The sequence below is a fragment of the Phyllobacterium sp. 21LDTY02-6 genome (assembly GCF_023554255.2).
Classification (GTDB): domain Bacteria; phylum Pseudomonadota; class Alphaproteobacteria; order Rhizobiales; family Rhizobiaceae; genus Phyllobacterium.
Map to the genome: position 1 here is coordinate 12,482 of NZ_JAMJWD020000007.1, position 25,877 is coordinate 38,358.

Consider the following 25,877-nt stretch of genomic DNA (forward strand, 5'->3'; position numbering starts at 1 on the left):
TCGCCCTGACCGCCCTTGATTGCCCTGGGCGACTTCTCAGCCCTGGCCGATGCACCAGGCCAGCATCGCCAGGCAGCAGGCAATGAACACCCAGACGACGGTCTTTGCCCGCGCCGTGGCAAGTTCGGCAAAGCTTTCAGCGGCAATGTCTTCGGCGATTCCCGCCATGAACGACCGGCCATGTGCCTGCGCCTCGGCTGCGGCCGGAAATTCCGCCGAGCAATGGAGATACCACGCGGCGGAAAGGAGCGCGAGAACCGCGCAAGCCGCAGCGACGACCGCAATCAGGTCAGCCAATGAAAAAGCGTACAACAATGGAATGCTCCGCTAGCGGATGAAATCGGCAGATTAAAATTCAGCAGGTCAAAATACGGTAGGTCAAAATACGGCAGGGCAAAATTCGGCAGGTCAAAATACGGCATGTCCGGCGCGGGCGTGCCACTTGGCCACGACAGTTTAGTCCCGCGACAGTTTAGTCCCGCGACAGTCTCGCCCCACAACAGTCTGGTTCCCCGACAGTTTTAGTCCCGCGACAGTCTGGTTCCACAACAGTGCCAACCCGCGTCTTGGCGGGCTCACTTCCGTGGGACGCTCACTTTCTTGGGGCGCTCAGTTCCTTGGCGGGTTCACTTCGTTGGGCGGGTTCACTTGCCGCACCATGCTCGCCAGACACCCCCGAGAGCTCCACGGTAGCACCAGTTTTTCCCGACTTCGGTAGTTTCAGCCCGCCGGTCTAGAAATAGCAGATCGACATGCCGAGGATGGCGGCGGCGCAAAGCACCAGCGTCATCATCGATGTTGTCGCGCGGCGCTCGCGGCGGCTTTCGCAATGGGCGGCAATGCGGTTCAGGGAAATTCTCCCATCGGATGGGCCGGAAGCACGATGCTGAACGGGCCGTTCCGATGGGATCGCAAGTGATAAAATCATTTTAACACCATAGTCAGCGTTAGAAATTTACAGTTATATTCGCGGTAGAGAGGCAATAAATTTCGTAATTCTCGTTCCGGCAGACTTAAACTTGCCATCTGCCTGTTTAACTTGACATCTGCCTGTCAAACCTGACATCTGCCTGTTTAACTTGGCATCTGCTTGCCGGAACCTGCATCAGCAGCGTGGTTGTGTTATGCCGAAGTTCATTGCGATACACAATCCAGACTTTAGTAGCATACGTTCCGCCCGCCGCGTCCCCGTGGCGCCCCCTCCCCAAGTCCCAATGGAACCCGGCCCTGGCGGCAGGCGGCAAGATACGAATCCGGCCACCCTTTCGAGCAGCCGGACAAAATATTCATTCATGAGAAGGAATGTGGCGCGTCAGTACCAGCCGACGGCGACCTGCGCTTCTTCGGACATGCGGTCCGGCGTCCAGGGCGGATCGAACGTCATGGTGACGTCGACGAAGCTCACGCCTTCGACGGTACCGACGGCATCCTGTACCCAGCCGGGCATTTCGCCGGCGACCGGGCAGCCCGGCGCGGTCAGCGTCATCTCGATCTTCACCGAGCGGTCGTCCTCGATGTCGATCTTGTAGACAAGGCCGAGTTCGTAGATGTCGGCGGGAATTTCGGGATCATAGACCGTCTTCAGGGCGGCGATGATATCGTCGGTCATTCTCGCCAGCTCGTCGGCGGGAATAGCCGAAACGGGCCCATCTTCAACAGACTTGCCTTCGACTGGCTTGCCTTCGAGGGACTTGCCTTCGCCCTGCCCGGTGTCCGTGGCCATTGCGGCCTCCGGTGTTTCGAGAGTCTCTGCCTTGTCGGTCATCATTGTCACCCGAAGAATTTCCGCGCTTTTTCCAGCGCATCGGCGAGAGCGTCGATCTCGGCCCTCGTATTGTACATCGCCAGCGATGCCCGACATGTGGAGGTCACGCCGAACCGTTTCAAGAGCGGCTGGGCGCAATGGGTGCCGGCGCGGACGGCGACGCCGGCGCGGTCGATCACCATTGACACGTCATGGGCATGGATTCCCTGCAGTTCGAATGAGATGATGGAGCCCTTGTCCCTGGCCTCGCCGAAGATGCGCAGCGAATTGATCTCGCGCAGTCGGCGATGGGCATAGTCGCGAAGATCTTCCTCATGCGCGAGGATCGCGGCCCGGCCGATACGCTCGACATATTCGATCGCGGCGCCAAGCCCGATCGCCTGCGCGATCGGCGGCGTACCCGCCTCGAAGCGGTGCGGAGGATGATTGTAGGTGACGATATCCTCCGTCACCTCCTCGATCATCTCGCCGCCGCCCTGGAACGGACGCATGGCCTCCAGCATGTGCTTGCGGCCATAGAGGACACCGATGCCGGACGGGCCATAGAGCTTGTGCCCGGTGAAGATATACCAGTCGCAGCCGAGGTCCTGCACGTCGACCGGCAGGTGCACCGCGCCCTGGCTGCCATCGACGAGCACCGGAATGCCGCGGGCATGGGCGATGCGCACGATCTCCTTGATCGGCGTGACGGTGCCGAGCACGTTGGACATGTGGGTTATCGCCACGAGCTTGGTGCGCTCCGTCAGGCGCTGCTCGAATTCCTCGATGTGGAAGGCGCCATCCTCGTCCACCGGCACCCAGACGAGCCGGGCGCCCTGGCGCTCGCGGATGAAATGCCACGGCACGATGTTGGAATGGTGCTCCATGATCGAAAGGACGATCTCGTCGCCCTCGCCGATCTCAGGCATGCCATAGCCATAGGCGACGGTATTGATCGCCTCGGTGGCCGATTTCGTAAAGACGATCTCGTCGACGGAAGCGGCGTTCAGATATTTCCTGACGATCCCGCGCGCCTTCTCATAGGCGTCGGTGGTCGCATTGGAAAGAAAGTGCAGGCCCCGGTGCACATTGGCATATTCATGGCCGTAGGTATTGGCGACGGCGTCTATGACGGCCTGCGGCTTCTGCGCCGAGGCGCCGCTGTCGAGATAGACGAGCGGCTTGCCGTGGACCTCGCGCGACAGGATCGGAAAATCCTGCCGCACCCGATCCACATCATAGGAACCCTGCATCAGTTTCGTGTCCATGATAACCGCACTTTCTGTGCCCGAAAGCCTCGTCCGTTCAGATGTGAGCGGCGAGCCACTTTTCGAGTATGGCTTCCAATGCCTCGACGAGCTGCTCGTCTTCGAGTTCCTCGATGATCTCGGCGACGAAAGCCTTGATCAGCAGGCCCCTCGCCTCGTTCTCGGGAATGCCGCGCGCCTTGAGATAGAACAGGTGGTTGGCGTCGATCTCCGTCACCGTCGCCCCATGGCCGCAGGCAACGTCGTCGGCGAAAATCTCGAGCTCGGGCTTGGCGTCGAATTCGCCATCGTCCGACAGCAGCAATGTGTTGCAGGCCATGCGGGCATCGGTCTTCTGGGCGATCCTGTTGACCTTGATCTGGCCCTGGAAAACGCCGCGGGCGCGGTCGGTGACGACATTGCGCACCACCTGCACCGACGTGGTGTTCTCGACCAGATGGCCGAGCGTCATGGTAACGTCCGTATGGCTGTCGCCCGCGAGGAGATTGACGCCGCGCAGCTGGAAATCCGAGCCTTCGCCCTTCACCAGCACGTGCACCTCCTGGCGGATGAGCTTGCCGCCGGCATTGACCACATAGAGCGTCAGCTTCGCATTGGTGCCGAGCGTTGCGATGAACTGCGCCAGCTGCGCCGCATCCGGCCCGTGCTCGCGCAGGATGATCCAGGTGATCTCGGCGTCGTCGGCAATGGCGACATTGCTGACGCTGGTCGAGAAACCCTCGCCCTCGCCGCCGGACTGGCGCTCGATGATCGTCGCCTTCACGCCCTTGCCGAACTGGACCGGAAAGCGCACATGGCTCTGCCCGCGCAGTTGCGTGTTCTGCAGCTCGACCGGCGCCGCAAGTTCCGTGCCTTCGGCGAAGACCAGGCTCCAGCCATCGGTCACATAGGCCGCATTGATCTGGCCTATGGCGTCGTCGCCATCGCGAATGGCGAGATCGCGGATGAGCGAGCCATTGGCCAGCTGCTCCGAAACCTTGGCGAAGCTGACGCCTTCGACCTGCGGCGCGGCGAGCGCCACGCCATTGGAGACGGTCGCTACCGCCGAACCCGGGATCACCGCGTTGAGCGCGTTGCTTCCCGCCGCCGGGTCGAAGCCGGGGATGGCGCGCAGCAGCGTGCGCAGGTCCGTGTAGTGCCAGGCCTCGACGCGGCGCGAGGGCAGGCCCCGCTGCTTCAGCGCTTCAACGGCGTTGTCGCGGGCACTGATGACCTCGCCGTCGCCCGGCAATTCGCCCATGCGTTCGGCGAATGTGTCGACCAGAGCGGCTTCTGCCGCCGTAGGCTGACGTCCTGTATGAACATTCATCGAATTATCCTCAGGCTGCCTCGCCGATGATGTCGGCATAACCATTTTCTTCAAGGTGAAGCGCCAGGTTCTTGTCGCCGGACTTGATCACCTGGCCCTTGTAGAGAACATGGACCGTATCGGGCACGATGTAATCGAGCAGGCGCTGGTAATGGGTGATGACGATGACCGCGCGATCGGGCGAACGCAGCGCATTGACGCCGTCGGCGACGATCTTGAGCGCATCGATGTCGAGGCCGGAATCGGTCTCGTCGAGAACGCACAGCTTCGGCTCGAGCAGCTTCATCTGCAGGATCTCGGCGCGCTTCTTCTCACCGCCGGAGAAGCCGACATTCAGCGGCCGCTTCAGCATGTTGATGTCCATGTCGAGCGAGCCTGCCGCGGTCTTGACGCGCGCGATGAAGTCCGAAACCTTCAGCGGCTCCTCGCCGCGGGCCTTGCGCTGCGAATTCAGCGCCACCTTCAGGAATTCCATCGTGGCGACGCCGGGGATTTCCATCGGATACTGGAAGGCGAGGAAGATGCCCTTGGCGGCGCGCTCGGCAGGATCGAGCTCGAGGATGGATTCGCCATTGTAGAGAATGTCGCCTTCGGTGACCTCGTAATCCTCGCGGCCGGCGAGAATGTAGGAAAGGGTCGACTTGCCGGAACCGTTCGGCCCCATGATGGCGGCGACTTCGCCGGCATTGACGGTGAGATTGAGGCCGCGGATGATCTCCGTGTCCGTATCCGCGATCTTCGCGTGAAGGTTTCTGATTTCCAGCATGTTCTTACCCTTTGACGTCCCGGGATCGACCGCAGCGATCCGCATAATGTTTAAGTCGCGTCGATCGCAGGCTTGGCGATCGGAAATGATGATCTGCCCGGCGCGGCGGACAGGGAGCGGCGAAAGGGGATGAGCCCGCGCCGCCCGTGGCCGGCCGCTATCCGACGCTTCCTTCCAGGCTGATGCCGATGAGCTTCTGCGCCTCGACGGCGAACTCCATCGGCAGTTCCTGGATGACTTCCTTGACGAAACCATTGACGATCAGCGCAATGGCCTCTTCCTCGGGAATGCCGCGCTGCATCACGTAGAACAGCGCATCCTCGGAGATTTTCGAAGTCGTCGCCTCATGTTCGAACTGGGCGGTGGCGTTCTTCGCCTCGATGTAAGGCACCGTATGCGCGCCGCAATCATTGCCGATCAGCAGCGAGTCGCACTGGGTGAAGTTGCGCGCATTCTCCGCCTTGCGGTGCGCCGAAACCTGGCCGCGATAGGTATTGTTCGACTTGCCGGCCGAAATACCCTTGGAGATGATGCGGCTGGAGGTGTTCTTGCCCAGATGCAGCATCTTGGTGCCGCTGTCGATCTGCTGATGGCCGTTGGAAACGGCAATCGAGTAGAACTCGCCGCGGGAATTGTCGCCGCGCAGGATCACCGACGGATATTTCCAGGTGATCGCCGAACCGGTTTCCACCTGCGTCCACGAGATCTTCGAGTTCTTGCCCCGGCAGTCGCCGCGCTTGGTGACGAAATTGTAGATGCCGCCCTTGCCCTCGGCATCGCCGGGGAACCAGTTCTGGACGGTCGAATATTTGATCTCCGCATCGTCGAGCGCGATCAGCTCGACCACCGCCGCATGCAGCTGGTTCTCGTCGCGTTGCGGCGCCGTGCAGCCTTCGAGATAGGACACGTAGGCGCCCTCCTCGGCAATGATCAGCGTGCGCTCGAACTGGCCGGTGTCACGCTCATTGATGCGGAAATAGGTGGAAAGCTCCATCGGGCAACGCACGCCCTTCGGCACGTAGACGAAGGAACCATCGGTGAACACCGCCGAATTCAGCGTCGCGTAGAAATTGTCCGACACCGGAACGACCGATGCCAGGTATTTCTGCACGAGCTCGGGATATTCGCGGATCGCCTCGGATATCGAGCAGAATATGACGCCGGCCTTCGCCAGCTCCGCCTTGAAGGTGGTGACGACGGACACGCTGTCGAACACGGCATCCACGGCGACGCGTCCGGACTTGTAGACATTGTCGCTGGCTTCCTCGTCGCCATCGGACGGGCTCGGCTCGCCGGCCTTGCGCACGCCGGCCAGAATCTCCTGCTCCTTGAGCGGAATGCCGAGCTTTTCATAGGTGCGCAGCAGCTCCGGATCGACATCGGCAAGCGACGAGGGTCCCGTCTGGTTCTTCGGCCCGGCGAAATACACCATGTCCTGGAAGTCGATCTTCGGATAATCGACGCGCGCCCAGGTGGGCTCTTCCATGGTCAGCCAGCGCTCATAGGCCTTCAGCCGCCATTCCAGCATCCATTCCGGCTCGTTCTTCTTGGCCGAGATGAAGCGGATGATATCTTCATTGAGGCCCTTCGGCGCCTTATCCATCTCGATAAGGGTCTCAAAGCCATACTTGTATTGGTCCACGTCAAGCGTACGGACCCGGTCAATGGTTTCCTGCACTGCAGGCATTGGCGTTCTCCATCCTCGCGGGGTTCAAGGTCCCGCAGTTGCAAACGTCAAGGCAGTATGTCGTCTTGAATATTTGCCTATAATGTAGTGTGCAACTGCACATTTTAACACCGGTTGCACCGGATTTTTTACAAAGGCGCCGGCCATTGGCCGATCGCCCCGAATTCATGCGGCACTTGCGGCTGCCGCGGCCGAGCGATCGCGGCGCGAGACGATCTGCGCCAGCGCGTCGAGAAACAGTTTCATCTCCGCTTCCGGCGTGTCGGGCGCGGTCGATACCCGCAGCCCGCCCGTGCCCTTGCCGAAACCCATGGCGGCCAGTACATGGCTGGGGCCGACCTTGCCCGAAGAACAGGCCGAGCCAGCCGATAGCGCAATTCCGGCCAGATCGAAAGCGATTTGAACGGTTTCCGCCTTCAAATCGCGCAAGCCGAACATCGTCGTGTTCGGCAGTCTTTCCGCTGCCGCGCCAAAGACAATCGCATCGGGCGCAATTTCGCGGATCGCCAGTTCCAGATTGCGGTGCCTGTCGGCAGGCCAGCCGCCGGAAGCGAGCAGGTCGCGCGCGCTGCGCGCCGCCGCGCCAAAACCTGCGATCAACGGCAGGGCCTCGGTGCCGGCGCGATGGCCCTTCTCCTGGCCTCCGCCGCGAACGAGCGCGTCGGGCATGACCAGATCGGAACCGGCAATGATGGCGCCGACGCCCTTGGGACCGCCGATCTTGTGCGAGGAAAGAATCAGGTAATCGCCGTAACCCTCTGATATATCCAGAGGAATTCGGCCCGCCGCCTGAACGGCATCGACGATGAACAGGCCGCCGAACTCCTTGACGACGGCGCCGATGCGGCCGACGGGCTGCACCACGCCGGTTTCGTTGTTCGCCGCCTGCACTGCCACCAGCGGCAGGCCCGCACTGCGGTCATGGGCGCCGAGCAACGCGCGCAATCGCTCGATATCGATGATGCCATCCTGATCGACCGGGACGGTTTCGATCTGATCGGCCGGAAACTGGCCGCCGGCCAGAATGCAGGGATGCTCGCTGGCCGAGACATAGAGCCTGGAAAGGCGCAAGGGCGCCCTGCCCATGGTGAAATGCGGCGTCAGGAGGGTTGAAGCAGCTTCGGTCGCACCCGATGTAAAGACCACATGATCGGCTTTCGCATTGACCAGCGCGGCGACATCGCGCCGGGCCGCTTCGAGAATAGCCTTGGCGGCGCGGCCTTCCTGATGAACCGAGGATGGATTGCCGACCTGCTGCAACGCGTCGATCACAGCCTGCCGCGCCGCCGGAAGCAGCGGTGCGCTGGCATTGTAGTCGAGATAGGCGCGGTTGAGGCCCATGCGATTCTGCTCTTTTGCACTCTGTGGGGTCTTGAAGCGCAATTTCCTTGAAATTGAGCTTCAGACCAGCCTATTAAGCCAATTCGATATGGTTTCCACCAGTTTTGAACGGTTCTAAACTGGTTTTATGAGTGCAACCGACCGCCGTCAACCCCGACTGGCGTCGATGCGCTCGGTGGTGATGACTGGAGTATACATGCCTGAAGTAATTTTCAATGGACCAGCTGGCCGTCTCGAGGGTCGATATCAGCCCTCGATGGAGAAAAATGCTCCCATAGCAATCATCCTGCACCCTCATCCACAGTTCGGCGGGACGATGAACAACAAGATCGTCTACGACCTGTTCTACATGTTCCAGCAGCGCGGCTTTACCACGCTGCGTTTCAACTTCCGCGGCATCGGACGCAGCCAGGGCGAATTCGACCATGGTTCGGGCGAACTTTCCGACGCTGCGGGCGCGCTGGACTGGGTGCAGTCCCTGCATCCGGACTCGAAGACCTGCTGGGTGGCCGGCTATTCGTTCGGCGCCTGGATCGGCATGCAGCTCTTGATGCGCCGTCCGGAGATCGAGGGCTTCATCTCCGTTGCGCCGCAGCCCAACACCTATGATTTCTCGTTCCTCGCGCCCTGCCCGTCCTCCGGCCTCATTCTGCATGGCGACCAGGACAAGGTCGCGCCGCCCAAGGATGTGCAGGGGCTGGTGGACAAGCTGAAGACGCAGAAGGGCATCACGATCACCCAGAAGACGATGGTCGGCGCCAATCACTTCTTCACCGGCATGGTGGACGAAGCCGTCGCCGAATGCGCGGATTATCTCGACCGCCGCCTGAATGGCGAACTCGTCGAGGCAAAGCCGAAACGGCTCCGCTAGACTTTTCGGAACACGGTTCCATTATGCGGAACTCGATGCCACTCCTCCGGGGGTGGCATTTTTTTGGCGTGGCTCCCCTCGATCAAGGGGCTGGCCCCGCAATCGTGCCAGCCCGATAACCGCGCTCAGCCGATGAGCACGCCGCCCGAGACCGGGGCGGAGCAGCCGGTGGTGCTTGGCCAGGTCAATGGCAGGCCCGCCAGCGAGCGCACCGCCAGATAGGCCCAGGCCTCGGCTTCCATCGAATCGCCGTTGAAGCCGAGTTCCTCGGCGGCGGCGACCTGCATCCCCATGGCGCCGGCGCTGGCGGTCAGATCGGCCATGATGACGGCGTTCTTCCGCCCGCCGCCGCAGATGATCCACAGCGAGGGCTGTTCCGGCGCGTGGCTCGCGCCCTTGAGAATCGCATCGGCGGTGATGCGCGCCAGCGTCCGCGCGCCGTCGGCAAGCGGCACCTCGCCGAGGTCGTCGAGGGTGAAATCGGCGCGATCCAGCGATTTCGGCGGTTTCAGCTCGAAAAACGGCTTGGCAAGATAATGCGCGACGATGGACGCCACCACATGGCCGCTGCCGGCAATCGTGCCGCCCGCATCATAGGCCATGCCGGCCCTGGCGGCGACCCACTGGTCGATGAGGCCATTGCCCGGCCCGGTATCGAAGGCGATCGGCGCAGCTGACGGCGCGACGATGGTAATATTGGAAATGCCGCCAATATTGACGAAAACAACGGGTCGCCCCCTGGAAAGCTCCGCCGGCACCCGTGCGGCAAGCGCCTGGTGATAGGCCGGCACCAGCGGCGCGCCCTGGCCGCCATGGGCCATGTCGTTGGCGCGCATGTCATAGACCACCGGAATGCCGGCCAGCTGGCGAAGCAGCGCCCCATCGCCGATCTGCACCGTCAGCGCCTGTGCCGGGCGGTGCAGCATGGTCTGGCCATGAAACCCAATGACATCAATGGCTTCTTGCGAAATGCCGTTAGCGGAGATGAACTCCGCCAGCGCCTCGCCATGGCGCCGCGTCAGGTCGGTCTCCAGCTCGGCGAGCGAACCCGGCCGCTCGTCGCGGGCGGTGATCTGCGCCGCCTCGGCGAGACCGGCTTCGATCCTCTTGCGGAACGCCTCGTCATAGGCAAAGAAGCCGCTCGGGCCCGCCTGCACATGGGCTTCGCCGTCGGTTTCGACCAGCGCAATGTCGATCCCGTCCATCGATGTGCCGCTCATGAGGCCGATCGCCCGCCGTATCGCTGCCAAAACGCTGCCCTTTCTTGTGATTCAACGGAGAATGATGTTAAACGGCTCCGTCTGTTTCGGACCATCGATAAAATCAGGAAAATCTTAATGTCTGCCTTCAAATCCGAATTCCTGCACACGCTTTCGACGCGCGGCTTCATCCATCAGACCTCCGACGATACGGGTCTGGATGCGCTCTTCGCCAGGGAGACGGTGTCGGGCTATATCGGCTTTGACCCGACGGCATCGAGCCTTCATGCCGGCGGTCTCATCCAGATCATGATGCTCTACTGGATGCAGCAGACCGGCCACAGGCCCGTCGCGCTGATGGGCGGCGGCACGGGCATGGTGGGCGATCCATCCTTCAAGGACGAGGCGCGCAAGCTGATGACGCCCGAGACCATCCAGAGCAATATCGACGGCATCAAGCAGGTATTCGCCAAATACCTCACCTTCGGCGACGGGCCGAAGGATGCGCTGATGGTCAACAATGCCGAGTGGCTGATGCCGCTCAACTACCTGGAATTCCTGCGCGACGTCGGCCAGCATTTCTCCGTCAACCGCATGCTTTCCTTCGACTCCGTCAAGCAGAGGCTGGATCGGGAGCAGTCGCTCTCCTTCCTCGAATTCAACTACATGATCCTGCAGGCCTATGATTTCGTCGAGCTGAGCAAGCGCTACGGGCTGCGCCTGCAGATGGGCGGATCCGACCAGTGGGGCAATATCGTCAATGGTATCGACCTCGGGCACCGCCTCGGCACGCCGCAGCTCTACGCCCTCACCTCGCCGCTCCTGACGACATCCTCGGGCGCGAAAATGGGCAAGTCCATGAATGGCGCGGTCTGGCTCAATGCCGACCTGCTCAGCCCCTATGATTTCTGGCAGTACTGGCGCAATACGGAAGACGCCGATGTCGAGCGCTTCCTGAAACTGTACACGACATTGCCGCTGGACGAGATTGCACGCCTCGCAGGGCTGGGCGGAGCCGAAATCAACGATGCGAAGAAGGTGCTCGCCACCGAAGTGACGGCGCTGCTGCATGGCCGCGAGGCGGCGACAGAGGCAGCGGAGACGGCGCGCAAGACTTTCGAGGAAGGCGCGCTGGCGACCACGCTTCCGACCGTGGAAATAGCCTCTGCCGAACTTGGCGAGGGCGTCGGCATCCTGGCGCTCATGGTCCGGGCCGGCCTTGCCGGTTCGAATGGCGAGGCCCGGCGGCACGTCCAGGGCGGCGCCGTGCGCATCAACGATGCGGCGATCTCCGACGAGAAGGCGCGGATCGGCACGGCTGAAGTCACGCAGGACGGGGTCATCAAGCTTTCGCTCGGCAAGAAGCGGCACATATTGCTCCGCCCGGTCTGATGCGGGCCGGTGGGGAGGCAGTCGTGCCAGCCCCTACTGGAACTCGAATATCGAGCGGAAGATGCCTGGGGCGATGGCGGAGATCGGGTTGACGATGATCTGCGGCTGCTTGATCGGCCCGACCAGCTTGTAGGTGATGCCGATCAGGCCGCGGTCGCGGCCATTGCCGAGGAACAGCCCCAGTACGGGCAGGTCGCCGAACAGGCGGTTCAGCCCGTAGGCGGGCATGAAGGTTCCGGTCAGCGACATATTGCCGTTCGGATCGCTGAGCACGCCCTGGAACGTCGTTCCGATCGTGGAGCCGCGAATGACGCCATTGGCGAGATTGATGTAATTTCTGCCTTTTTCGATCTGCGAGAAGCCGCGCTCGAAGGTGACGGTCGACACGTCTATGTTGCGCTTCACCGCATCGTTCAGGCTGGTGCCGTTCGGCGACGACGAGACGAGCTTGGCCAGGCGCGGCTCGTTGACGAGGGTGAAGTTGCGGGCGTCGATCTGGCCGCGCAGCGGCCCATCGCCCTTGGAATCGAGCGCGACGCTGATGTTGCCGCCCTGCATCTTGTCATAATAGCCGAAGAAGCGCAGCACCGCGCCGGCATCCTTCGATTGCAGGCTGATCGACCGCGCGCCGCTCTCGGAACTGTCGACCGCGGCGATCTTGTTGCCGGATTTGCTGGTGGCGTTGAAGGCGAGGCCGGAAACATTCGAGCCGACGCCCTCATAGGATAGCGAGACGTTGCTGAAATCCTCCGAATAGAAGCCGGTCACGCTGCCGATATCGGCATTGACCAATATGCGCTGCTTGCCGCCATCGCCCTCGCCGCGCCGCCTCGCATCGGTGATCTGGTTGAGCAGCGGGCGGGCGTCGAACGAATCGCCCTTCACATCCACCCGGTAACCATATGGCGTGCGCGCCACCTTGACCGCGATCTTGTCGCCGCGATTGAGCCGGACAGTGTTGAAATCGGCCGAGCTCATCTCGCCGTCGACGACCTTGATATCGCCCTGCAGGCGGAACGTCTCGCCGTTGATGTCGAGATTGTCGATCCGGACATTGTCGTCGTTCTGCACCAGCGAGAACTTGGCCAGGGCCTTCACGCCGGCGCCCTTGGTCCAGCCGATCTGGGCGATCTTGATTTCCGCCTTGGTCAGATCGGCCGTGGCGACGCGGCCGCCATCGCCATTACGCTCGATATCGACGGAAATCGGGCCGGAAAGCAGCGGATCGAGCGCCGGAAACAGTTCGTTGCGCGTCTTGTCGTCGAGCTTGAGCGTCACTTTCTGCTCGCGCTTGCCGTCATTGTCGCCAAGCGGCTCCAGGAGGCTGACGCTGGCCGGAATACCGTTCAGCTTCGCATCCGCCTCGACCTTCGCCGCGGATTGCGTAACGGAGATGGAGCCATCGGCATCCGTGATGAGCTGGCCGTCGATCTTCCTGGCGATGGAAACATTGGAAAGCTCCATCTCCGCCGACCATTTGACGCTGCCGTCCGGCGCATTGCGCGAAACGGGAAAGGTCACGAGGACATTGGTCTTCACATTGCCCTTGATGTCCGCCGCCCCGAAAGGCAGGCTCTTCAGCCCGTTGATCGGCTTGTAGCCGATGATCTCGGCCACCGCCGACGCATCGCCTTCGAGATCGAGGTCGAGCTCCGACAGCACCGGCCGCTGCGGGCCCCAGGGAATGACCAGCGTGCCGCCGACGACGCGCGCCCGGCGCTTGCCGGGGGTGATCGCGACGCCCTTCTGCAGCTTGATCGTGGTGTGGGCGCCCCGGACGCTGATCGTGCCGTTGGCCTCGCTGATCGGCGGCAGGTCGCCGACCGTGTGAAAACGCGAATTCTCCACTGTGAAATCCACCTGGACTTCATCGGCGGTCAAGGGCGGCGGCCGGCCCGGGCCATCGAAATGGCCGGCGGCAAACAGCACCTCGATGCGGCTCTGGCGGGCGCGGCCCTCGAACATGCGGTCGATGACCCATCGGCGCGCGCCGGTCGCCACCCAGACGGGCCAGAGCTGCTTGACCTGCGCCACCGGCATTTCCGGTATCTGCAGCGAAAGCGACAGCTCGGGCGAACCATCCCCGAAAACAGCGCCGGCCCGGCCGAGCAGCGCGCTCTTGTCGTCCGGCCGCACCGCGATATTGGCGACGTCCAGCGTCTTCGTGCCGACATCGTAGCGGCCGGAAACCTCGGCATCGAAGGGCAAGGGCGGCTCCGGCGAGTCGGCCGGGGCGGAGGTGGCGCGCCTGGTGGCAAGTTCGAAACGATAGCCGGGCGCCCCTTGCGCTTCAGGAACGAGGCTGCCTTCGACGACGCCGTCAAAGGCGCCGAAATGCAGCCGGGAGGGCTTGATGGCGATCCGGTTGGACCCGTTCACGTGCTCGAAGATCACATTGGTGCCGACCCTGATGTCATCGACATTGCCGAGCGCGATCGGCCCTTCGGCCAGCGCGACCGAACCCCATATGCGCTGCGGTTCGCTGCCGGTGGCCGCCATGCCGTCCAGCTGCAGGTCCGCCGTATTGTCGAATGCCAGATAGGATGCGTCGGGCTTGAAGCCGTCGCGATCGGCGACCGGAGCCGTGCCGACCTCGCCCTTCAGCGGGATCTTGCCGATGAAAACCGAGAACGCCTCGATGGTTCCGCCGGCGATCGCGCGCCTGACGCTGGCCGCCAGCTCGATCTGCCGGCCCTTCCATTCGACGCTGCCCTTGATCGAGACCGGCCCGCCGGTCTCCTGCAGGTCGAGCCTGACGATCTTCAGCGTCTCCGGGGCACCGTTGACCGTGAAATTGAAGGCGGTGTCGCTGATCGAGATGTCGCTTGTTTCGCGCTGGTCCAGCAGGGAAACGGCGCTGGCAAGACTGTCGAAGATCGCCCGCGACGAACCGTCGAGATCGACCAGCCCGCGATCGTCGACGGGCACGAGCGTCATGAAATCGAACGGGCCCTGCGACGAGACGGCAATCGTCGCGCCCTCGATCTCCAGCCGTTCGACGCGCACGTCGCCGCGCAGCAGCGGCAGCGTCGCAAGACCGATGCGCACGGCGCGGACGTCCTGGACCTTGAGGCCGCGCTTCGCATCGTCGATATTCACGCCCCTCGCCTCGAGCGCGATATGATGGCGCTGGTCGAGCGATATCTGGGCGGACTGGATAGTGGCGTTCGCATCCGCACCGGCAACGGATTTGAGGGCATCTTCCGCCCGCTGCGTCAGCATCTTTCCGCCGATGCCGACGCTGAGAAAGACAAAGGCCGCGCCGCACAGGAGAAGGATGAGCAATGCCGAAGACAGGCATGCGCCGGTGAGCCGCCGCAGACGCGGACGGTGCCTGGGAGTATCGACGGGAGTCCCGGCTTGCTCGGTGGCAGACGGATAATGGTGGAGTTCAGTGAAATCGCGCTTTGTGAAGCGGATCTTTTCCGGTTTCTTTGTCAAATTCCCGAGCCAATTGAGGAATCAATTGGGAAACCGTAGACGATTTCCGTGCCTCTCTATAGTTGCGTATGTGTGGCGCGGATACAATAATGAAAGAAAGGCATTCCTATGACGATTCCCGACGTTGGCAGCGAGGCACCGAATTTCACCCTTCCGAGGGATGGCGGCGAGACACTTACCCTTTCGGACCTGCGCGGACACCCCGTCATCCTCTATTTCTATCCGAAGGACGATACGAGCGGCTGCACCCAGGAGGCGATCGAATTTTCGCAGCTGAAGCCGCAATTCGAGAAGCTCGGCGCGCGGGTGGTCGGCATGTCGCCGGACCCGGTGAAGAAGCACGACAAGTTCAAGACCAAGCATGAACTGACCATCGACCTCGTGGCGGACGAGGACAAGGCGGTGATCGGCGCCTATGGGCTGTGGGTGGAGAAGAGCATGTATGGCCGCAAATATATGGGCGTCGAACGCACCACGTTCCTGATCGGGCCGGACGGCAGGATCGCCCGCGTCTGGCAGAAGGTGAAGGTCCCGAACCATGCGGCGGAAGTATTGGAGGCGACCCGCGGCCTTGCCGCCTGACGGCAGCGATCACCGGCGCGTGGATCAGACTTTATTAACCCTAATAAAGTCTAATGGACGATAGTCGAATCCCACGAGCCGGTGAGCACGCCGTGACCAGAAAGCCCAGCAAAAACACCCTGTTCGGCCGTAATGATCAACCGCATACGATCATCATCGCCCGCGGAGAGAGCGTGCGCCATTTCACCATACGGCCATGGGCCGCGCTGGCCATGGGCGGCGTGCTTGCGACGCTTGCCCTCAGCTATTTCAGCGCCACCGCCTATCTCATGTTCCGCGACGACCTCATCCATGGCAGCGTCGCCAGCCAGGCGCGGCTCCGCCAGGCCTATGAGCAGCGCATCGCCTCCCTGCGCACCCAGCTGGACCAGGCGACCAGCCGCCAAAAGCTGGAGCAGAAGCAGATCGAGGCGAAGATGGCCGAGTTGCTGGAACGACAGAAGACCCTGGCAAACCGCAGCAAGCGGCTCGCGCCCGTACTTGAGACGATAGGAGAAAGCACGCTGGAGAAAGGCGTGGCGCGCCCTCTCGTCCCGGCGACCGACAGCCTCGTCAATTCGGACGATGAAGGCTTCTACGGCATCGACCCGATCATCACCGGGCCGACCGGGCCGCGCCAACCATCGAGATCGCCGCGCATTGGCCGCGGCAGCACCGACAAGGCCGAATTGCTGGATGCCGTCGAAGATTCGCTGCATGCCGCCGAGACGACGCAGAACCAGCATATCCTCGCGCTGTCGACCAAGGCCTATCGGCGCATGGATCGCATCAAGCAGGCCCTCGCCTCCTCCGGCATTGCCGCCTTGCCCGCTGCCTCCGGCCTTGGCGGGCCGTTCCTTCCGGCCAGCCCGATCTCCGATGCCGATGCGCGGCTTGCCGAACTGGAACAGGCCACGGCCCAGCTCAATGCGGCGCAGTCGCTGTTGCAAGGCCTGCCACTGGCCGATCCCGTCGCGGAGAGCTATGTTTCGAGCAGTTTCGGCAAGCGGCGCGATCCCCTGCTTGGCATCCAGGCCTTTCATTCCGGCTTGGACTTTGCCGCGCGGACCGGCAGCAAGGTGCGCGCCGCCGCGAAGGGACGCGTGATAGCGGCCGAATATAGCGGCGGCTATGGCAATATGGTGGAAATCGACCATGGCAATGGCCTCGCGACCCGCTACGGCCATCTCAGCGCCATCCTCGTCGAACCCGGTACGGAGGTGGCGCCCGGCGACATCATCGGCAAGGTCGGCAGCACCGGGCGCTCGACGGGGCCGCACCTGCATTACGAGGTGCGCAAACATGGCAGTCCGGTCAATCCCGCGCCCTATCTGAGAGCAGGCCGGTCCCTCGTCGCCGAACTCTGACTGCCTTCAGGCGATATCCTCGACCTGCACGTCGGCGCCGTGGATGCGGTGCGCCAGCGCTGCTTCCATGAACATGTCGACGTCGCCGTCCAGCACGTCCTGCGGGCTGGTGCTCTCGACGCCGGTGCGCAGATCCTTGACCAGCTGGTAGGGCTGCAGGACATAGGACCTGATCTGGTGGCCCCAGCCGATGTCGGTCTTCGATGCCGAAACCGCGTCGGCGGCCTGCTCGCGCTTCTCCAGCTCCGCCTCGTACAGGCGCGCGCGCAGCATCGACCATGCGGTAGCGCGGTTCTTGTGCTGCGAACGTTCCGCCTGGCACTGCACGACGATGCCGGTGGCGATATGGGTGATGCGGACGGCCGAGTCGGTGGTGTTGACGTGCTGCCCGCCTGCACCCGATGCGCGATAGGTATCGATGCGCACATCGGATTCGCTGACCTCGATGTCGATATTGTCGTCGACCACCGGATAGACCCAGACGCTCGAAAACGAGGTATGCCGGCGCGCATTGGAATCATAGGGCGAAATCCGCACCAGGCGGTGGACGCCGGATTCGGTCTTCAGCAGGCCATAGGCGTTGTGGCCCTTCACCAGGATCGTCGCCGACTTGATGCCCGCTTCTTCGCCGTCATGGATTTCGAGAAGCTCGACCTTCATGCCCTTGCGTTCGGCCCAGCGCGTATACATGCGCAGCAGCATGTTGGCCCAATCCTGGCTTTCCGTACCGCCGGCGCCCGAATGGATTTCGAGATAGGTGTCGTTGGCATCGGCTTCGCCTGATAGCAGCGTATCGATCTGGCGCCGGTCGACATCGTTCTTGATCTCGCGGATCGCGGCCTCCGCCTCGGCGATGATGGATTTGTCGTTCTCCTCCTCGCCCATGGCGATGAGTTCGACATTGTCCTCCAGCGATTGCGTCAGCTGCCGGATGGAATTGATGCTGTCTTCCAGCTGCTGGCGCTCGCGCATCAGCTTCTGGGCTTCCTGGGCATCGTTCCAGAGTGCGGGATCTTCTGCGAGCTGGTTCAGATAGCCGAGGCGCTTGATTGACGTATCCCAGTCAAAGATGCCTCCTCAGCAGGCTTATGGCCTGCTTGATCTCGTCGACCAGCGTCTCGATTTCGGCTCGCATTCGGGTATCCATTCCTGAAGATATTCAAATTTCGCGGGACCATATTGTCTGGTCCGGCGGATGTAAAGTGCGCAGGTCCCGGGATTTTGCCTGATCCGCAAACCGGCGGAGCGATCAGAAAAGACCGCCGCCGCCGCCCTGGATGGCCCTGTTCACATTCGGAGATTGCACCTCGACCGGCGCGCCTTCCGAGAAGCTGTCCATGCCGATGACCGAATAGCTGTCGGCCGGACCGGTGCCGGGCTTGAATGCTTCCATGATGACGTTGGGCTGGCCCTCGGCGGCGCGCATTCCGGTCTTGCGGTTGATCGGAATGATCGTCATGCCTTCCGGAACGCGGAAATCGACCGAACGCTGGTCCTTCAACGCGGCTTCCATGAAGCTCTTGAATACCGGCGCGGCAAGCCCGCTGCCGGTAAAGCCCTTGCCCATGGGAATGGGCGTGTCATAGCCGAGATAGACGCCGAAAACGAGATCGGGCGTGAAGCCGATGAACCAGGCGTCCTTCTCTTCATTGGTGGTGCCGGTCTTGCCGGCGATCGGACGGTCGAGGCTCTTCAGGATGGTCGCCGTGCCGCGCTCGACGACGCCCTCCATCATCGAGGTGATCTGGTAGGCCGTCATCGGATCAAGCACCTGATCGCGCTCGTCGACCAGTTCCGGCTCGTCCTGTCCCGTCCAGGAATCGGCCGAGCAGGCGGCGCATTTGCGCTCGTCATGCTTGAAGATCGTACGCCCATAGCGATCCTGGATACGGTCGATCATCGAAGGCGTGATCTTGCGGCCGCCATTGGCGATGATCGAATAACCGGTCACCATGCGCAGGACCGTGGTCTCGCCCGAGCCGAGCGACATGGCGAGCACCGGCAGCATCTTGTCGTAGATGCCGAAGCGTTCGGCATATTCGGCGACGAGCTTCATGCCCATGTCCTGCGCCAGGCGGACAGTCATCAGGTTGCGCGATTGCTCGATGCCGTAGCGCAGCGTCGAGGGGCCGGCGAACTTGCCGCCGTAATTCTTCGGCGCCCAGACGCCGAGGCTACCACCCTGGTCGACCGAGATCGGACCGTCGAGCACGACCGAGGCCGGCGTATAGCCATTGTCGAGCGCCGCCGAATAGACGAAAGGCTTGAACGAGGAACCGGGCTGGCGCATGGCCTGCGTGGCGCGGTTGAACTCCGATTCGGCAAAGGAGAATCCGCCCACCATGGCGAGCACGCGCCCCGTATGCGGGTCCATCGCCACGGCGCCGCCCTCGATCTTGGGGATCTGGTGCAGGTCGAACTGCGTCTCCGATCCTTCCTTCTTCTGGACGAAGACGACATCGCCGACATTGAAGACCGATTCGAGCGATTTGGCGTTGACCCGCTTGTCATCGGTGATGACGCGGAAAGCCCATTTGATATCCTCGGCGCTGATCGTGCCCTGCTTGCGCTCCGATACGATCTTGCCCGAGGCATCCCTGTCAGGCTGCAGCCCGATCACGGCCTGCTGCGGCGAAACTTCGAGGATGACGGCAAGCTCCCAGTCCGGAACATCCGAGAACGCCTTGATTTCCGAAAGCGGCACGCCCCAGTCGCCCGCGGTCGAGATCGTCTTGTAGGCGCCGCGATAGCCGCGCGCCTCGTCATATTTGAACAGGCCGTGCTGCAGGGCGGCGCGGGCCTGAACCTGCAATTTCGGATCGAGCGTCGTGCGCACCGAAAGACCACCCTCGTAGAGCGCGTTCTCGCCATAGCGCTGGATCAGCTGGCGGCGCACTTCCTCGGTGAAATATTCGGATGCGAACAGATAATTGCCCGTGTGGCGCGGGGTTACGCCGAGCGGCTCGGCCTTTGCCTCCGTCGCCTCCTCCGCCGTCACATAGCCATTCTCGGCCATGCGGTCGATCACCCAGTTGCGGCGCTCGACGGCACGATCGGCCTGGCGGAACGGATGATAGTTGGACGGGCCCTTGGGCAGCGCGGCGAGATAGGCGGCCTGCGCGATGGTCAATTCATTGACCGACTTGTTGTAATAGGTCAGCGCGGCGCCGGCGATACCGTAGGAATTCAGGCCGAAGAAGATTTCGTTGAGATAGAGTTCGAGGATGCGGTCCTTGGAATAGGCCTGCTCGATCCGGAAGGACAGGATAGCTTCCTTGACCTTGCGGCCGATGGTCTGGTCGTTGGTCAGGAGGAAGTTCTTGGCAACCTGCTGCGTGATGGTCGATGCGCCCACCGGCCGGCGCGAACCCCAGTTCTGCAGATTGGTCACCACGGCACGCGCCAGACCACTGATATCCACGCCCGGATGCTGGTAGAAATTCTTGTCTTCCGCCGAGATGAAGGCTGCCTTGACCCGGTCCGGAACCGCCTGGATCGGCAGATAGAGCCGGCGTTCGCGGGCGAACTCCGACATCAGCTGGCCATCGGCGGAGTGTACGCGCGTCATCACCGGCGGCTCATATTTCGACAGGACTTCGTAATCCGGCAAGTCCTTGGAAATATTGACGACATAGAGCGCAACGCCAGCAGCCGCCAGAAGCGCCATAACCGTGCCGATCCCGAAAAAATAACCGATCAAGCGTATCATGTGTATCCGGAATCCATTCCAACAATTGGCATCATACTATCGCAGCATGCTTCGACAAACTATGCAGATTGCGTCGCAGGATCAATTAAACTCCTGCAAGTACTTCTCTTTATCTGCGCCTAAAGCCGTAGAGTCTTTATCGCTGACGCAATTGAGCGACAAATGTGACAAAGGCAAGGACAACCCTCCGTCACACACAATTTTAACCATCCATTGTGGGCTTTGGGCAACGCAACATGCCAAGATCGTTTCGTTACTCATTCCCTGGCGCGTTTCCGGGCTCAATTGGAGCGGCGCGCGGTCTTCAGCCCGATATAGTCCTGCACGGCGGCAGCAAGGCGCGTCGCCACGTGGCCACGCCAGTTCGGATCGGTCATCAGCTTCTCGTCCTCGGCATTCGACAGATAGCCGATCTCGACGAGGACCGAGGGAACGTCGGGCGCCCTCAGCACCTGGAAACCCGCGAAGCGATGCGGGTTGTTGATCATGTTGACATCCTTCTTCAGCGAATCGACCACCGACTTGGCGAAGCTGAGCGAAAAAGTGTGCGTCTCGCGGCGCGTGAGATCCATGAGGATATCGGCAATCTCCGGCGCTTCCGTATCGAAGCTGATTCCGGCGACGGCATCGGCGCGGTTCTCGCGATCCGCCTTGGCGCGCGATTCCGCATCGGACGCCCGGTCGGACACCGTATAGACGGTGGCGCCCCGGATATCGCCGCGGCGGATCGTATCGGCATGGAGCGAGATGAACAGGTCGGCCTCATATTGCCGGGCGATGCGCACGCGCTCGCTCAGCCGCAGGAAACTGTCATCGCTGCGGGTCATCTCGACCCGGGCGCCCGGAATCCTGGCAAGCTCGGCCTGCAATTGCTGGGCGAAGAGCAGCGTCACATCCTTCTCGCGCACGCCGCTCGGGCTTTCCGCCCCGCTATCGATGCCGCCATGTCCCGGATCGACGACGATGGTGAACGGTTTCGGCGCCGCGCTGACATCCTTGGGCGCGGGCGCCGCGACACGGTCGCCCTTCGGCGTCGCTTCGGTCGAGGCGGTCGTCGCGTTCTGGTTCTTGAGGTCCTCGGCGAATTTCCGGTCGGACGATGCGACGATATCGGCAACCATCCGGTAGCCGGGGCTGGTTTCGTTCTTCACCACCTCCAGCCGCTCGACCGCGAACGGGCCCTTCATGCTGAAGATGAGCCGGGCCCGCGTCTCGTCGATCAGGCCATAGCGCAGGTCGGTGATTAGGCCGCGAGGCTCGACCGATTCCCTGGAGAAGGCGAAAACGGCCTTCTGCATGTCCACCACCAGCCGGTGCGGATTCTGCAGCAGCATCGTCGAGACATCCGGCTCCCGGTCGAAATTGATGACGACGCGCGTGCGCAGCTCGTCGCCGGCCGCCTGGTAGGTCAGCGCGGCAAGGCCCTCCTCGGCAAGCGCCGGCATGGCGGCATGCACCGAAGCGACGATGCCCAGACAGAGAGCGAAGATAATGCGGTAGATTGCGTCCATCACTTTGCCGGTGCGGCCCTAGCGGACCAGTTTCCCCTCAGCGTATCCCTGTGTACCAGATCATCGGCGCGCTTGCACGGCAAAGACGATCCGCCATCCACTACCAATAGGTAAGGAAGCATAGTTAATATTGTCTTGCGCAACACCCATATGGCCCAAGGATCGACGTGAATATCAAGAAGGTCTTGTCAGAAGGCGACACACCTCCTAAAAGCAGAGTTGGATTACCCTCTGCCCCTTGGAATCGGGCGCTTTGATGTCACGGCTAAGGACCGAGCGACTATAAGGCCCGAATGGGAGCGGCGATGGCGAACAGCCTCGACGGTGTAACCGAAAAGAATTTGGCGCTGGTGGACAGGGATTGTCGATAGCGCTTTTTGCGAACGGCGGATGGCGCAGACAAGGCGCATCAAGCCAGCCCCTCTGGGGTGTTAACAGTGTCGGCACAGCTGGAAAGCGTGCCATTGATGAGGTCGTTTCGTCAGGAACAGGAATGTTTTTAACAGATAGGATTTTTACCGGCCTGCAAGCCGCGGCTGCCCAAAGGCAGCTTCGCGCGACGCCGTATCTGTCTGTTTCTGCGAACTTTAATGTATCCGGCAAATGTGAAGATGCGGCGCCAGGCCCCCAGCGGGGTCCCTGGCTGTTCCGCATGGAGCGCATTTCAGCCGGGGAGAAGAATCATAATGTCGGACAAAATGCTAATCGACGCCTCCCACCAGGAGGAAACACGGGTTGTCGTGGTTCGCGGCAATCGAATTGAAGAGTTTGATTTCGAATCTGAACACAAGAAACAAATCAAAGGCAATATCTACCTGGCGCGGGTCACGCGCGTCGAGCCGTCGCTCCAGGCGGCCTTCGTAGAATATGGCGGCAATCGCCATGGCTTTCTGGCGTTCAGCGAAATTCACCCCGATTACTACCAGATCCCGGTTGCTGACCGGCAGGCGCTGATCGAGGCGGAAGCCGCGGCGGCCAGCCAGGAAGAGGATCACGAGGACGGCGAGCCGAGAACGCGCGAGCGCAGCGGCGACCGCGACAAGCGCAATCGGCGCCGCGGACGGCGTGGATCGCGCCAGGGCGACGAATCGACGAAGCTCGAAGCCTCCGACGAGGAAGGCGCAGCCAATGTCGAAGGCGAGGAAGCCGCGACCGGCGCCGATGCTGGTAACGATATTGGCAGCGAAAACACTGACAACGACAATCCGTCCGGCGACGACAATGGCGGCAGCCAGTCCATGGCGGCGGCCATCGATGCCGATGTGGTTTCCGAGGCAGTCTCGCTCGACCAGGACGACGAGACGGACGAGGACGACGCCAAGGCCCCTGCCCGCAAGCCTTCCCGCGCAAGAAAGAGCCGTTCCAACGACAGGGACGACGACGCGCAGGACGAACTCGACGAGGTCGAATCCGTCGGGGCGGAAGATGCGATGGAGGAAGTTCCGACGCATCAGCGTTTCCAGCGCCGCCACTACAATATCCAGGACGTGATCAAGCGCCGGCAGATATTGCTGGTACAGGTGGTCAAGGAAGAGCGCGGCAACAAGGGCGCGGCTCTCACCACCTATCTTTCGCTTGCCGGACGGTATTCCGTGCTCATGCCCAATACGGCGCGCGGCGGCGGCATTTCCCGCAAGATCACCAATGTCCAGGACCGCAAGCGGCTGAAGGACATCGTCAAGGATCTCGAAGTGCCGAAAGGCATGGGGGTGATCCTGCGTACCGCCGGCGCCAACCGGACCAAGCCGGAGGTCAAGCGCGACTATGAATATCTGATGCGCCTGTGGGAGAACGTCCGCAATCTGACGCTCTCATCGACCGCGCCGACCCTCGTCTACGAGGAAGGCAGCCTCATCAAGCGCTCCATCCGCGACCTCTACAACAAGGATATCACCGAGATCCAGGTTGCCGGCGAGAACGGATATCGCGAGGCCAAGGATTTCATGCGCATGCTCATGCCGAGCCATGCGAAGGTGGTGCAGCCCTATCGCGACATGACGCCGATCTTCGCCCGCAACGGCATCGAGGCGCAGCTCGACCGCATGCTGCAGCCGCAGGTGACGCTCAAATCCGGCGGCTACATCATCATCAACCAGACCGAAGCGCTGGTTGCCATCGACGTCAATTCCGGCCGCTCGACCCGCGAACATTCGATCGAGGACACGGCGCTGCAGACCAATCTCGAAGCAGCGGAGGAAATCGCCCGCCAGCTGCGCCTGCGCGATCTCGCCGGGCTGATCGTCATCGACTTCATCGACATGGAGGAGAACAGGAACAACCGCGCCGTCGAGAAGCGGATGAAGGAATGCCTGAAGGACGATCGCGCCCGCATCCAGGTCGGCCGCATCTCGCATTTCGGCCTGCTGGAAATGTCGCGCCAGCGCATCCGGGCCAGCGTGCTCGAAAGCACGACGCAGGTCTGCTCCGTCTGCGGCGGCACCGGCCATGTCCGTTCCGCCTCGTCCATCGCGCTGCATGTGATGCGGTCGATCGAGGAATATCTGCTGCGCCATTCGCAGAACAACATCATCGTGCGCACGACCGTGCCGACGGCGCTTTACGTTCTGAACCACAAGCGCCAGAACCTCGCCGATCTGGAGGCCCGCTTCGGCCTGACGATCAGCATCGAGGCCGATGACAGCGTCGGCGCGCAGCATTTCGCCATCGACAAGGGTTCGGTGGCGCTTGGTCCCATCGTGCCGCTGCAGGATACGCTCCCCGTCGGCATTTCCGATGATTACGACGATAATGATCCGATCGTCGAAGAGATCGACGACGAGGCCGACGACGTTTCGGCGGAAGCGCCTAAGACCATCGATGGCGACGACAGCCGCAAGCGCAAGCGCAAGCGGCGGCGGCGCGGCGGCCGCGACCGGCAGGAGAATGCCGGTGCCGAACAGCGCCAGCCTGCCGTGCGTGAAGACATTGCCGAGGGCGAAGGCGAAGGCGAGGCTCCGGGCGAGGACGCCGCTGCGGCCGCGGCACGCGAGGAAGAATATCGCAAGAAGCGCCGGCGTGGTCGGCGCGGCGGCCGCAAGAACAAGCGCTTCGACGACGAGAGCGCGGCAAAGGCAGTGCCCGATGCGGAACCGGTCTTCGTGACCATTCCCCTGCCCGATTTCGCCAAGGCGAAACAGGCCGGCGTCACCGATGTGATCGCCGAGGCACCGGTCGCGCCGCAGGAAGCCGCGCCGCAGGAGGCCGGGCCGCAGGCAGCTGCGCCTCTGGTCGAAGCCGAAGCTGAGGTCGAAGCACCCAAGGCCCGCAAGGCGCCGGCCAAGCGCAAGTCGCGGGCAAAGGCTGCGGCAGAACCCGCCGATACCGTCGCTGCCGATGCCGTGGTTGCGGACAGCGTGGCCGAGGAGAGCGTAGCTCCCGCGGCGGAGGAAGCACCGGCGAAGCCAAAGCGTGCTCCGCGCAAATCGACCAAGAAGGCAGCCCCTGAGGCGAGCGAAGCCGAAGCGACCAGCGCTCCCGCCGAGGTGACGGAAACCGCCGCCCCGGCGCCAGAAACGCCGGAAGCCGAGACTCCGGAAGCCGAGACTCCGGCAGTTGAGACGCCAGCAGCCGAGACGCCGGCGGAACCGGCCGAGCCGGCAAAGCCTGTCGTCACATCGACGAGCAAGGCCGCCGAGGGCGCACCGGCGCCGAAGCGCGGCTGGTGGCAGAAGAAGGGCTTCTTCTGAGAGCTTCCAGACCGCTGATTCCTGA

Annotated in this window: 18 protein-coding genes; 5 read left to right on the top strand and 13 right to left on the bottom strand. The window is 62.3% G+C overall.

Features of this window, described 5'->3' with window-relative positions; all coding sequences use genetic code 11:
• Positions 1-36: 36 nt before the first annotated feature.
• The 8 genes from M8997_RS20375 to M8997_RS20410 all read right to left on the bottom strand — a co-directional run bounded on the left by M8997_RS20375 (position 37) and on the right by M8997_RS20410 (position 8,115).
• Positions 37-297 (bottom strand): hypothetical protein, encoded by a 261-nt coding sequence (locus tag M8997_RS20375; RefSeq protein ID WP_250017899.1) that lies wholly within the window; start codon positions 295-297, stop codon positions 37-39.
• 436 nt (positions 298-733) lie between these two features.
• A complete protein-coding gene (locus M8997_RS20380; protein ID WP_250017901.1) occupies positions 734-928 on the bottom strand; it encodes a hypothetical protein in 195 nt (64 codons plus the stop codon).
• 384 nt (positions 929-1,312) lie between these two features.
• A complete protein-coding gene (locus M8997_RS20385) occupies positions 1,313-1,765 on the bottom strand; it encodes an SUF system Fe-S cluster assembly protein (protein ID WP_371929618.1) in 453 nt (150 codons plus the stop codon).
• A gap of 5 nt (positions 1,766-1,770) precedes the next feature.
• Positions 1,771-3,012 carry a cysteine desulfurase gene (locus tag M8997_RS20390; protein WP_250017903.1) on the bottom strand — a complete coding sequence of 414 codons (1,242 nt, stop codon included), beginning with the start codon at positions 3,010-3,012 and terminating at the stop codon, positions 1,771-1,773.
• 37 nt (positions 3,013-3,049) lie between these two features.
• Positions 3,050-4,321, bottom strand: a complete 1,272-nt coding sequence (gene sufD, locus M8997_RS20395; RefSeq protein WP_250017905.1) for a Fe-S cluster assembly protein SufD — start codon at positions 4,319-4,321, stop codon at positions 3,050-3,052.
• 10 nt (positions 4,322-4,331) lie between these two features.
• Positions 4,332-5,087, bottom strand: a complete 756-nt coding sequence (gene sufC, locus M8997_RS20400; protein WP_250017908.1) for a Fe-S cluster assembly ATPase SufC — start codon at positions 5,085-5,087, stop codon at positions 4,332-4,334.
• Between the two features lie 157 nt (positions 5,088-5,244).
• On the bottom strand, positions 5,245-6,774 hold the full coding sequence (gene sufB, locus M8997_RS20405; RefSeq protein ID WP_250017911.1) for a Fe-S cluster assembly protein SufB: 1,530 nt from the start codon (positions 6,772-6,774) through the stop codon (positions 5,245-5,247).
• A 165-nt stretch (positions 6,775-6,939) separates the two neighbouring features.
• Complete coding sequence (locus M8997_RS20410) at positions 6,940-8,115, bottom strand: cysteine desulfurase family protein (RefSeq protein WP_250017913.1); 1,176 nt, start codon at positions 8,113-8,115, stop codon at positions 6,940-6,942.
• A 196-nt stretch (positions 8,116-8,311) separates the two neighbouring features.
• On the opposite strand from M8997_RS20410, the gene M8997_RS20415 reads away from it, so the two are divergent.
• Positions 8,312-8,986, top strand: a complete 675-nt coding sequence (locus M8997_RS20415; RefSeq protein ID WP_250017915.1) for an alpha/beta hydrolase — start codon at positions 8,312-8,314, stop codon at positions 8,984-8,986.
• A 125-nt stretch (positions 8,987-9,111) separates the two neighbouring features.
• Here the strand turns inward: M8997_RS20415 and M8997_RS20420 are convergent, their stop codons facing one another.
• A complete protein-coding gene (locus M8997_RS20420) occupies positions 9,112-10,236 on the bottom strand; it encodes an anhydro-N-acetylmuramic acid kinase (protein WP_256473415.1) in 1,125 nt (374 codons plus the stop codon).
• Positions 10,237-10,323: 87 nt separating this feature from the next.
• On the opposite strand from M8997_RS20420, the gene tyrS reads away from it, so the two are divergent.
• The gene (gene tyrS / locus M8997_RS20425; RefSeq protein ID WP_250017920.1) at positions 10,324-11,577 is read left to right on the top strand and encodes a tyrosine--tRNA ligase; all 1,254 of its coding nucleotides are present in this window, start codon (positions 10,324-10,326) and stop codon (positions 11,575-11,577) included.
• Positions 11,578-11,610: 33 nt separating this feature from the next.
• Here the strand turns inward: tyrS and M8997_RS20430 are convergent, their stop codons facing one another.
• Positions 11,611-15,018, bottom strand: a complete 3,408-nt coding sequence (locus M8997_RS20430; protein WP_250017922.1) for a DUF3971 domain-containing protein — start codon at positions 15,016-15,018, stop codon at positions 11,611-11,613.
• Positions 15,019-15,126: 108 nt separating this feature from the next.
• Between M8997_RS20430 and M8997_RS20435 the strand changes: the two genes are divergently transcribed.
• Together M8997_RS20435 and M8997_RS20440 are read left to right on the top strand one after the other, a co-directional pair.
• Complete coding sequence (locus M8997_RS20435; protein WP_250017925.1) at positions 15,127-15,600, top strand: peroxiredoxin; 474 nt, start codon at positions 15,127-15,129, stop codon at positions 15,598-15,600.
• A gap of 92 nt (positions 15,601-15,692) precedes the next feature.
• Positions 15,693-16,946, top strand: coding sequence for a peptidoglycan DD-metalloendopeptidase family protein (locus M8997_RS20440; RefSeq protein ID WP_250017927.1), 1,254 nt, complete (start codon positions 15,693-15,695; stop codon positions 16,944-16,946).
• A gap of 6 nt (positions 16,947-16,952) precedes the next feature.
• On the opposite strand, the gene prfB is transcribed toward M8997_RS20440, so the two are convergent.
• The 3 genes from prfB to M8997_RS20455 all read right to left on the bottom strand — a co-directional run bounded on the left by prfB (position 16,953) and on the right by M8997_RS20455 (position 22,166).
• A protein-coding gene (gene prfB / locus M8997_RS20445) for a peptide chain release factor 2 (protein ID WP_250017941.1) occupies positions 16,953-18,081 on the bottom strand; the annotation gives its coding sequence in 2 pieces (ribosomal slippage) (positions 16,953-18,011 and positions 18,013-18,081; 1,128 coding nt in all).
• 114 nt (positions 18,082-18,195) lie between these two features.
• Positions 18,196-20,655, bottom strand: coding sequence for a penicillin-binding protein 1A (locus M8997_RS20450; RefSeq protein WP_250017943.1), 2,460 nt, complete (start codon positions 20,653-20,655; stop codon positions 18,196-18,198).
• Positions 20,656-20,936: 281 nt separating this feature from the next.
• Complete coding sequence (locus tag M8997_RS20455; protein ID WP_371929619.1) at positions 20,937-22,166, bottom strand: N-acetylmuramoyl-L-alanine amidase; 1,230 nt, start codon at positions 22,164-22,166, stop codon at positions 20,937-20,939.
• 686 nt (positions 22,167-22,852) lie between these two features.
• Between M8997_RS20455 and M8997_RS20460 the strand changes: the two genes are divergently transcribed.
• Positions 22,853-25,852 (top strand): ribonuclease E/G, encoded by a 3,000-nt coding sequence (locus tag M8997_RS20460; protein WP_250017946.1) that lies wholly within the window; start codon positions 22,853-22,855, stop codon positions 25,850-25,852.
• Positions 25,853-25,877: the final 25 nt, after the last annotated feature.

What these genes read in the sequence shown, in the direction of transcription:
- M8997_RS20385 (WP_371929618.1), bottom strand. Translation starts at nt 1,765, where the DNA reads ATGACCGACAAGGCAGAGACTCTCGAAACACCGGAGGCCGCAATGGCC.
- M8997_RS20410 (WP_250017913.1), bottom strand. Translation starts at nt 8,115, where the DNA reads ATGGGCCTCAACCGCGCCTATCTCGACTACAATGCCAGCGCACCGCTG.
- sufB (WP_250017911.1), bottom strand. Translation starts at nt 6,774, where the DNA reads ATGCCTGCAGTGCAGGAAACCATTGACCGGGTCCGTACGCTTGACGTG.
- tyrS (WP_250017920.1), top strand. Translation starts at nt 10,324, where the DNA reads ATGTCTGCCTTCAAATCCGAATTCCTGCACACGCTTTCGACGCGCGGC.
- M8997_RS20380 (WP_250017901.1), bottom strand. Translation starts at nt 928, where the DNA reads ATGATTTTATCACTTGCGATCCCATCGGAACGGCCCGTTCAGCATCGT.
- M8997_RS20435 (WP_250017925.1), top strand. Translation starts at nt 15,127, where the DNA reads ATGACGATTCCCGACGTTGGCAGCGAGGCACCGAATTTCACCCTTCCG.
- M8997_RS20450 (WP_250017943.1), bottom strand. Translation starts at nt 20,655, where the DNA reads ATGATACGCTTGATCGGTTATTTTTTCGGGATCGGCACGGTTATGGCG.
- M8997_RS20460 (WP_250017946.1), top strand. Translation starts at nt 22,853, where the DNA reads ATGTCGGACAAAATGCTAATCGACGCCTCCCACCAGGAGGAAACACGG.
- M8997_RS20390 (WP_250017903.1), bottom strand. Translation starts at nt 3,012, where the DNA reads ATGGACACGAAACTGATGCAGGGTTCCTATGATGTGGATCGGGTGCGG.
- sufC (WP_250017908.1), bottom strand. Translation starts at nt 5,087, where the DNA reads ATGCTGGAAATCAGAAACCTTCACGCGAAGATCGCGGATACGGACACG.
- M8997_RS20455 (WP_371929619.1), bottom strand. Translation starts at nt 22,166, where the DNA reads ATGGACGCAATCTACCGCATTATCTTCGCTCTCTGTCTGGGCATCGTC.
- sufD (WP_250017905.1), bottom strand. Translation starts at nt 4,321, where the DNA reads ATGAATGTTCATACAGGACGTCAGCCTACGGCGGCAGAAGCCGCTCTG.
- M8997_RS20415 (WP_250017915.1), top strand. Translation starts at nt 8,312, where the DNA reads ATGCCTGAAGTAATTTTCAATGGACCAGCTGGCCGTCTCGAGGGTCGA.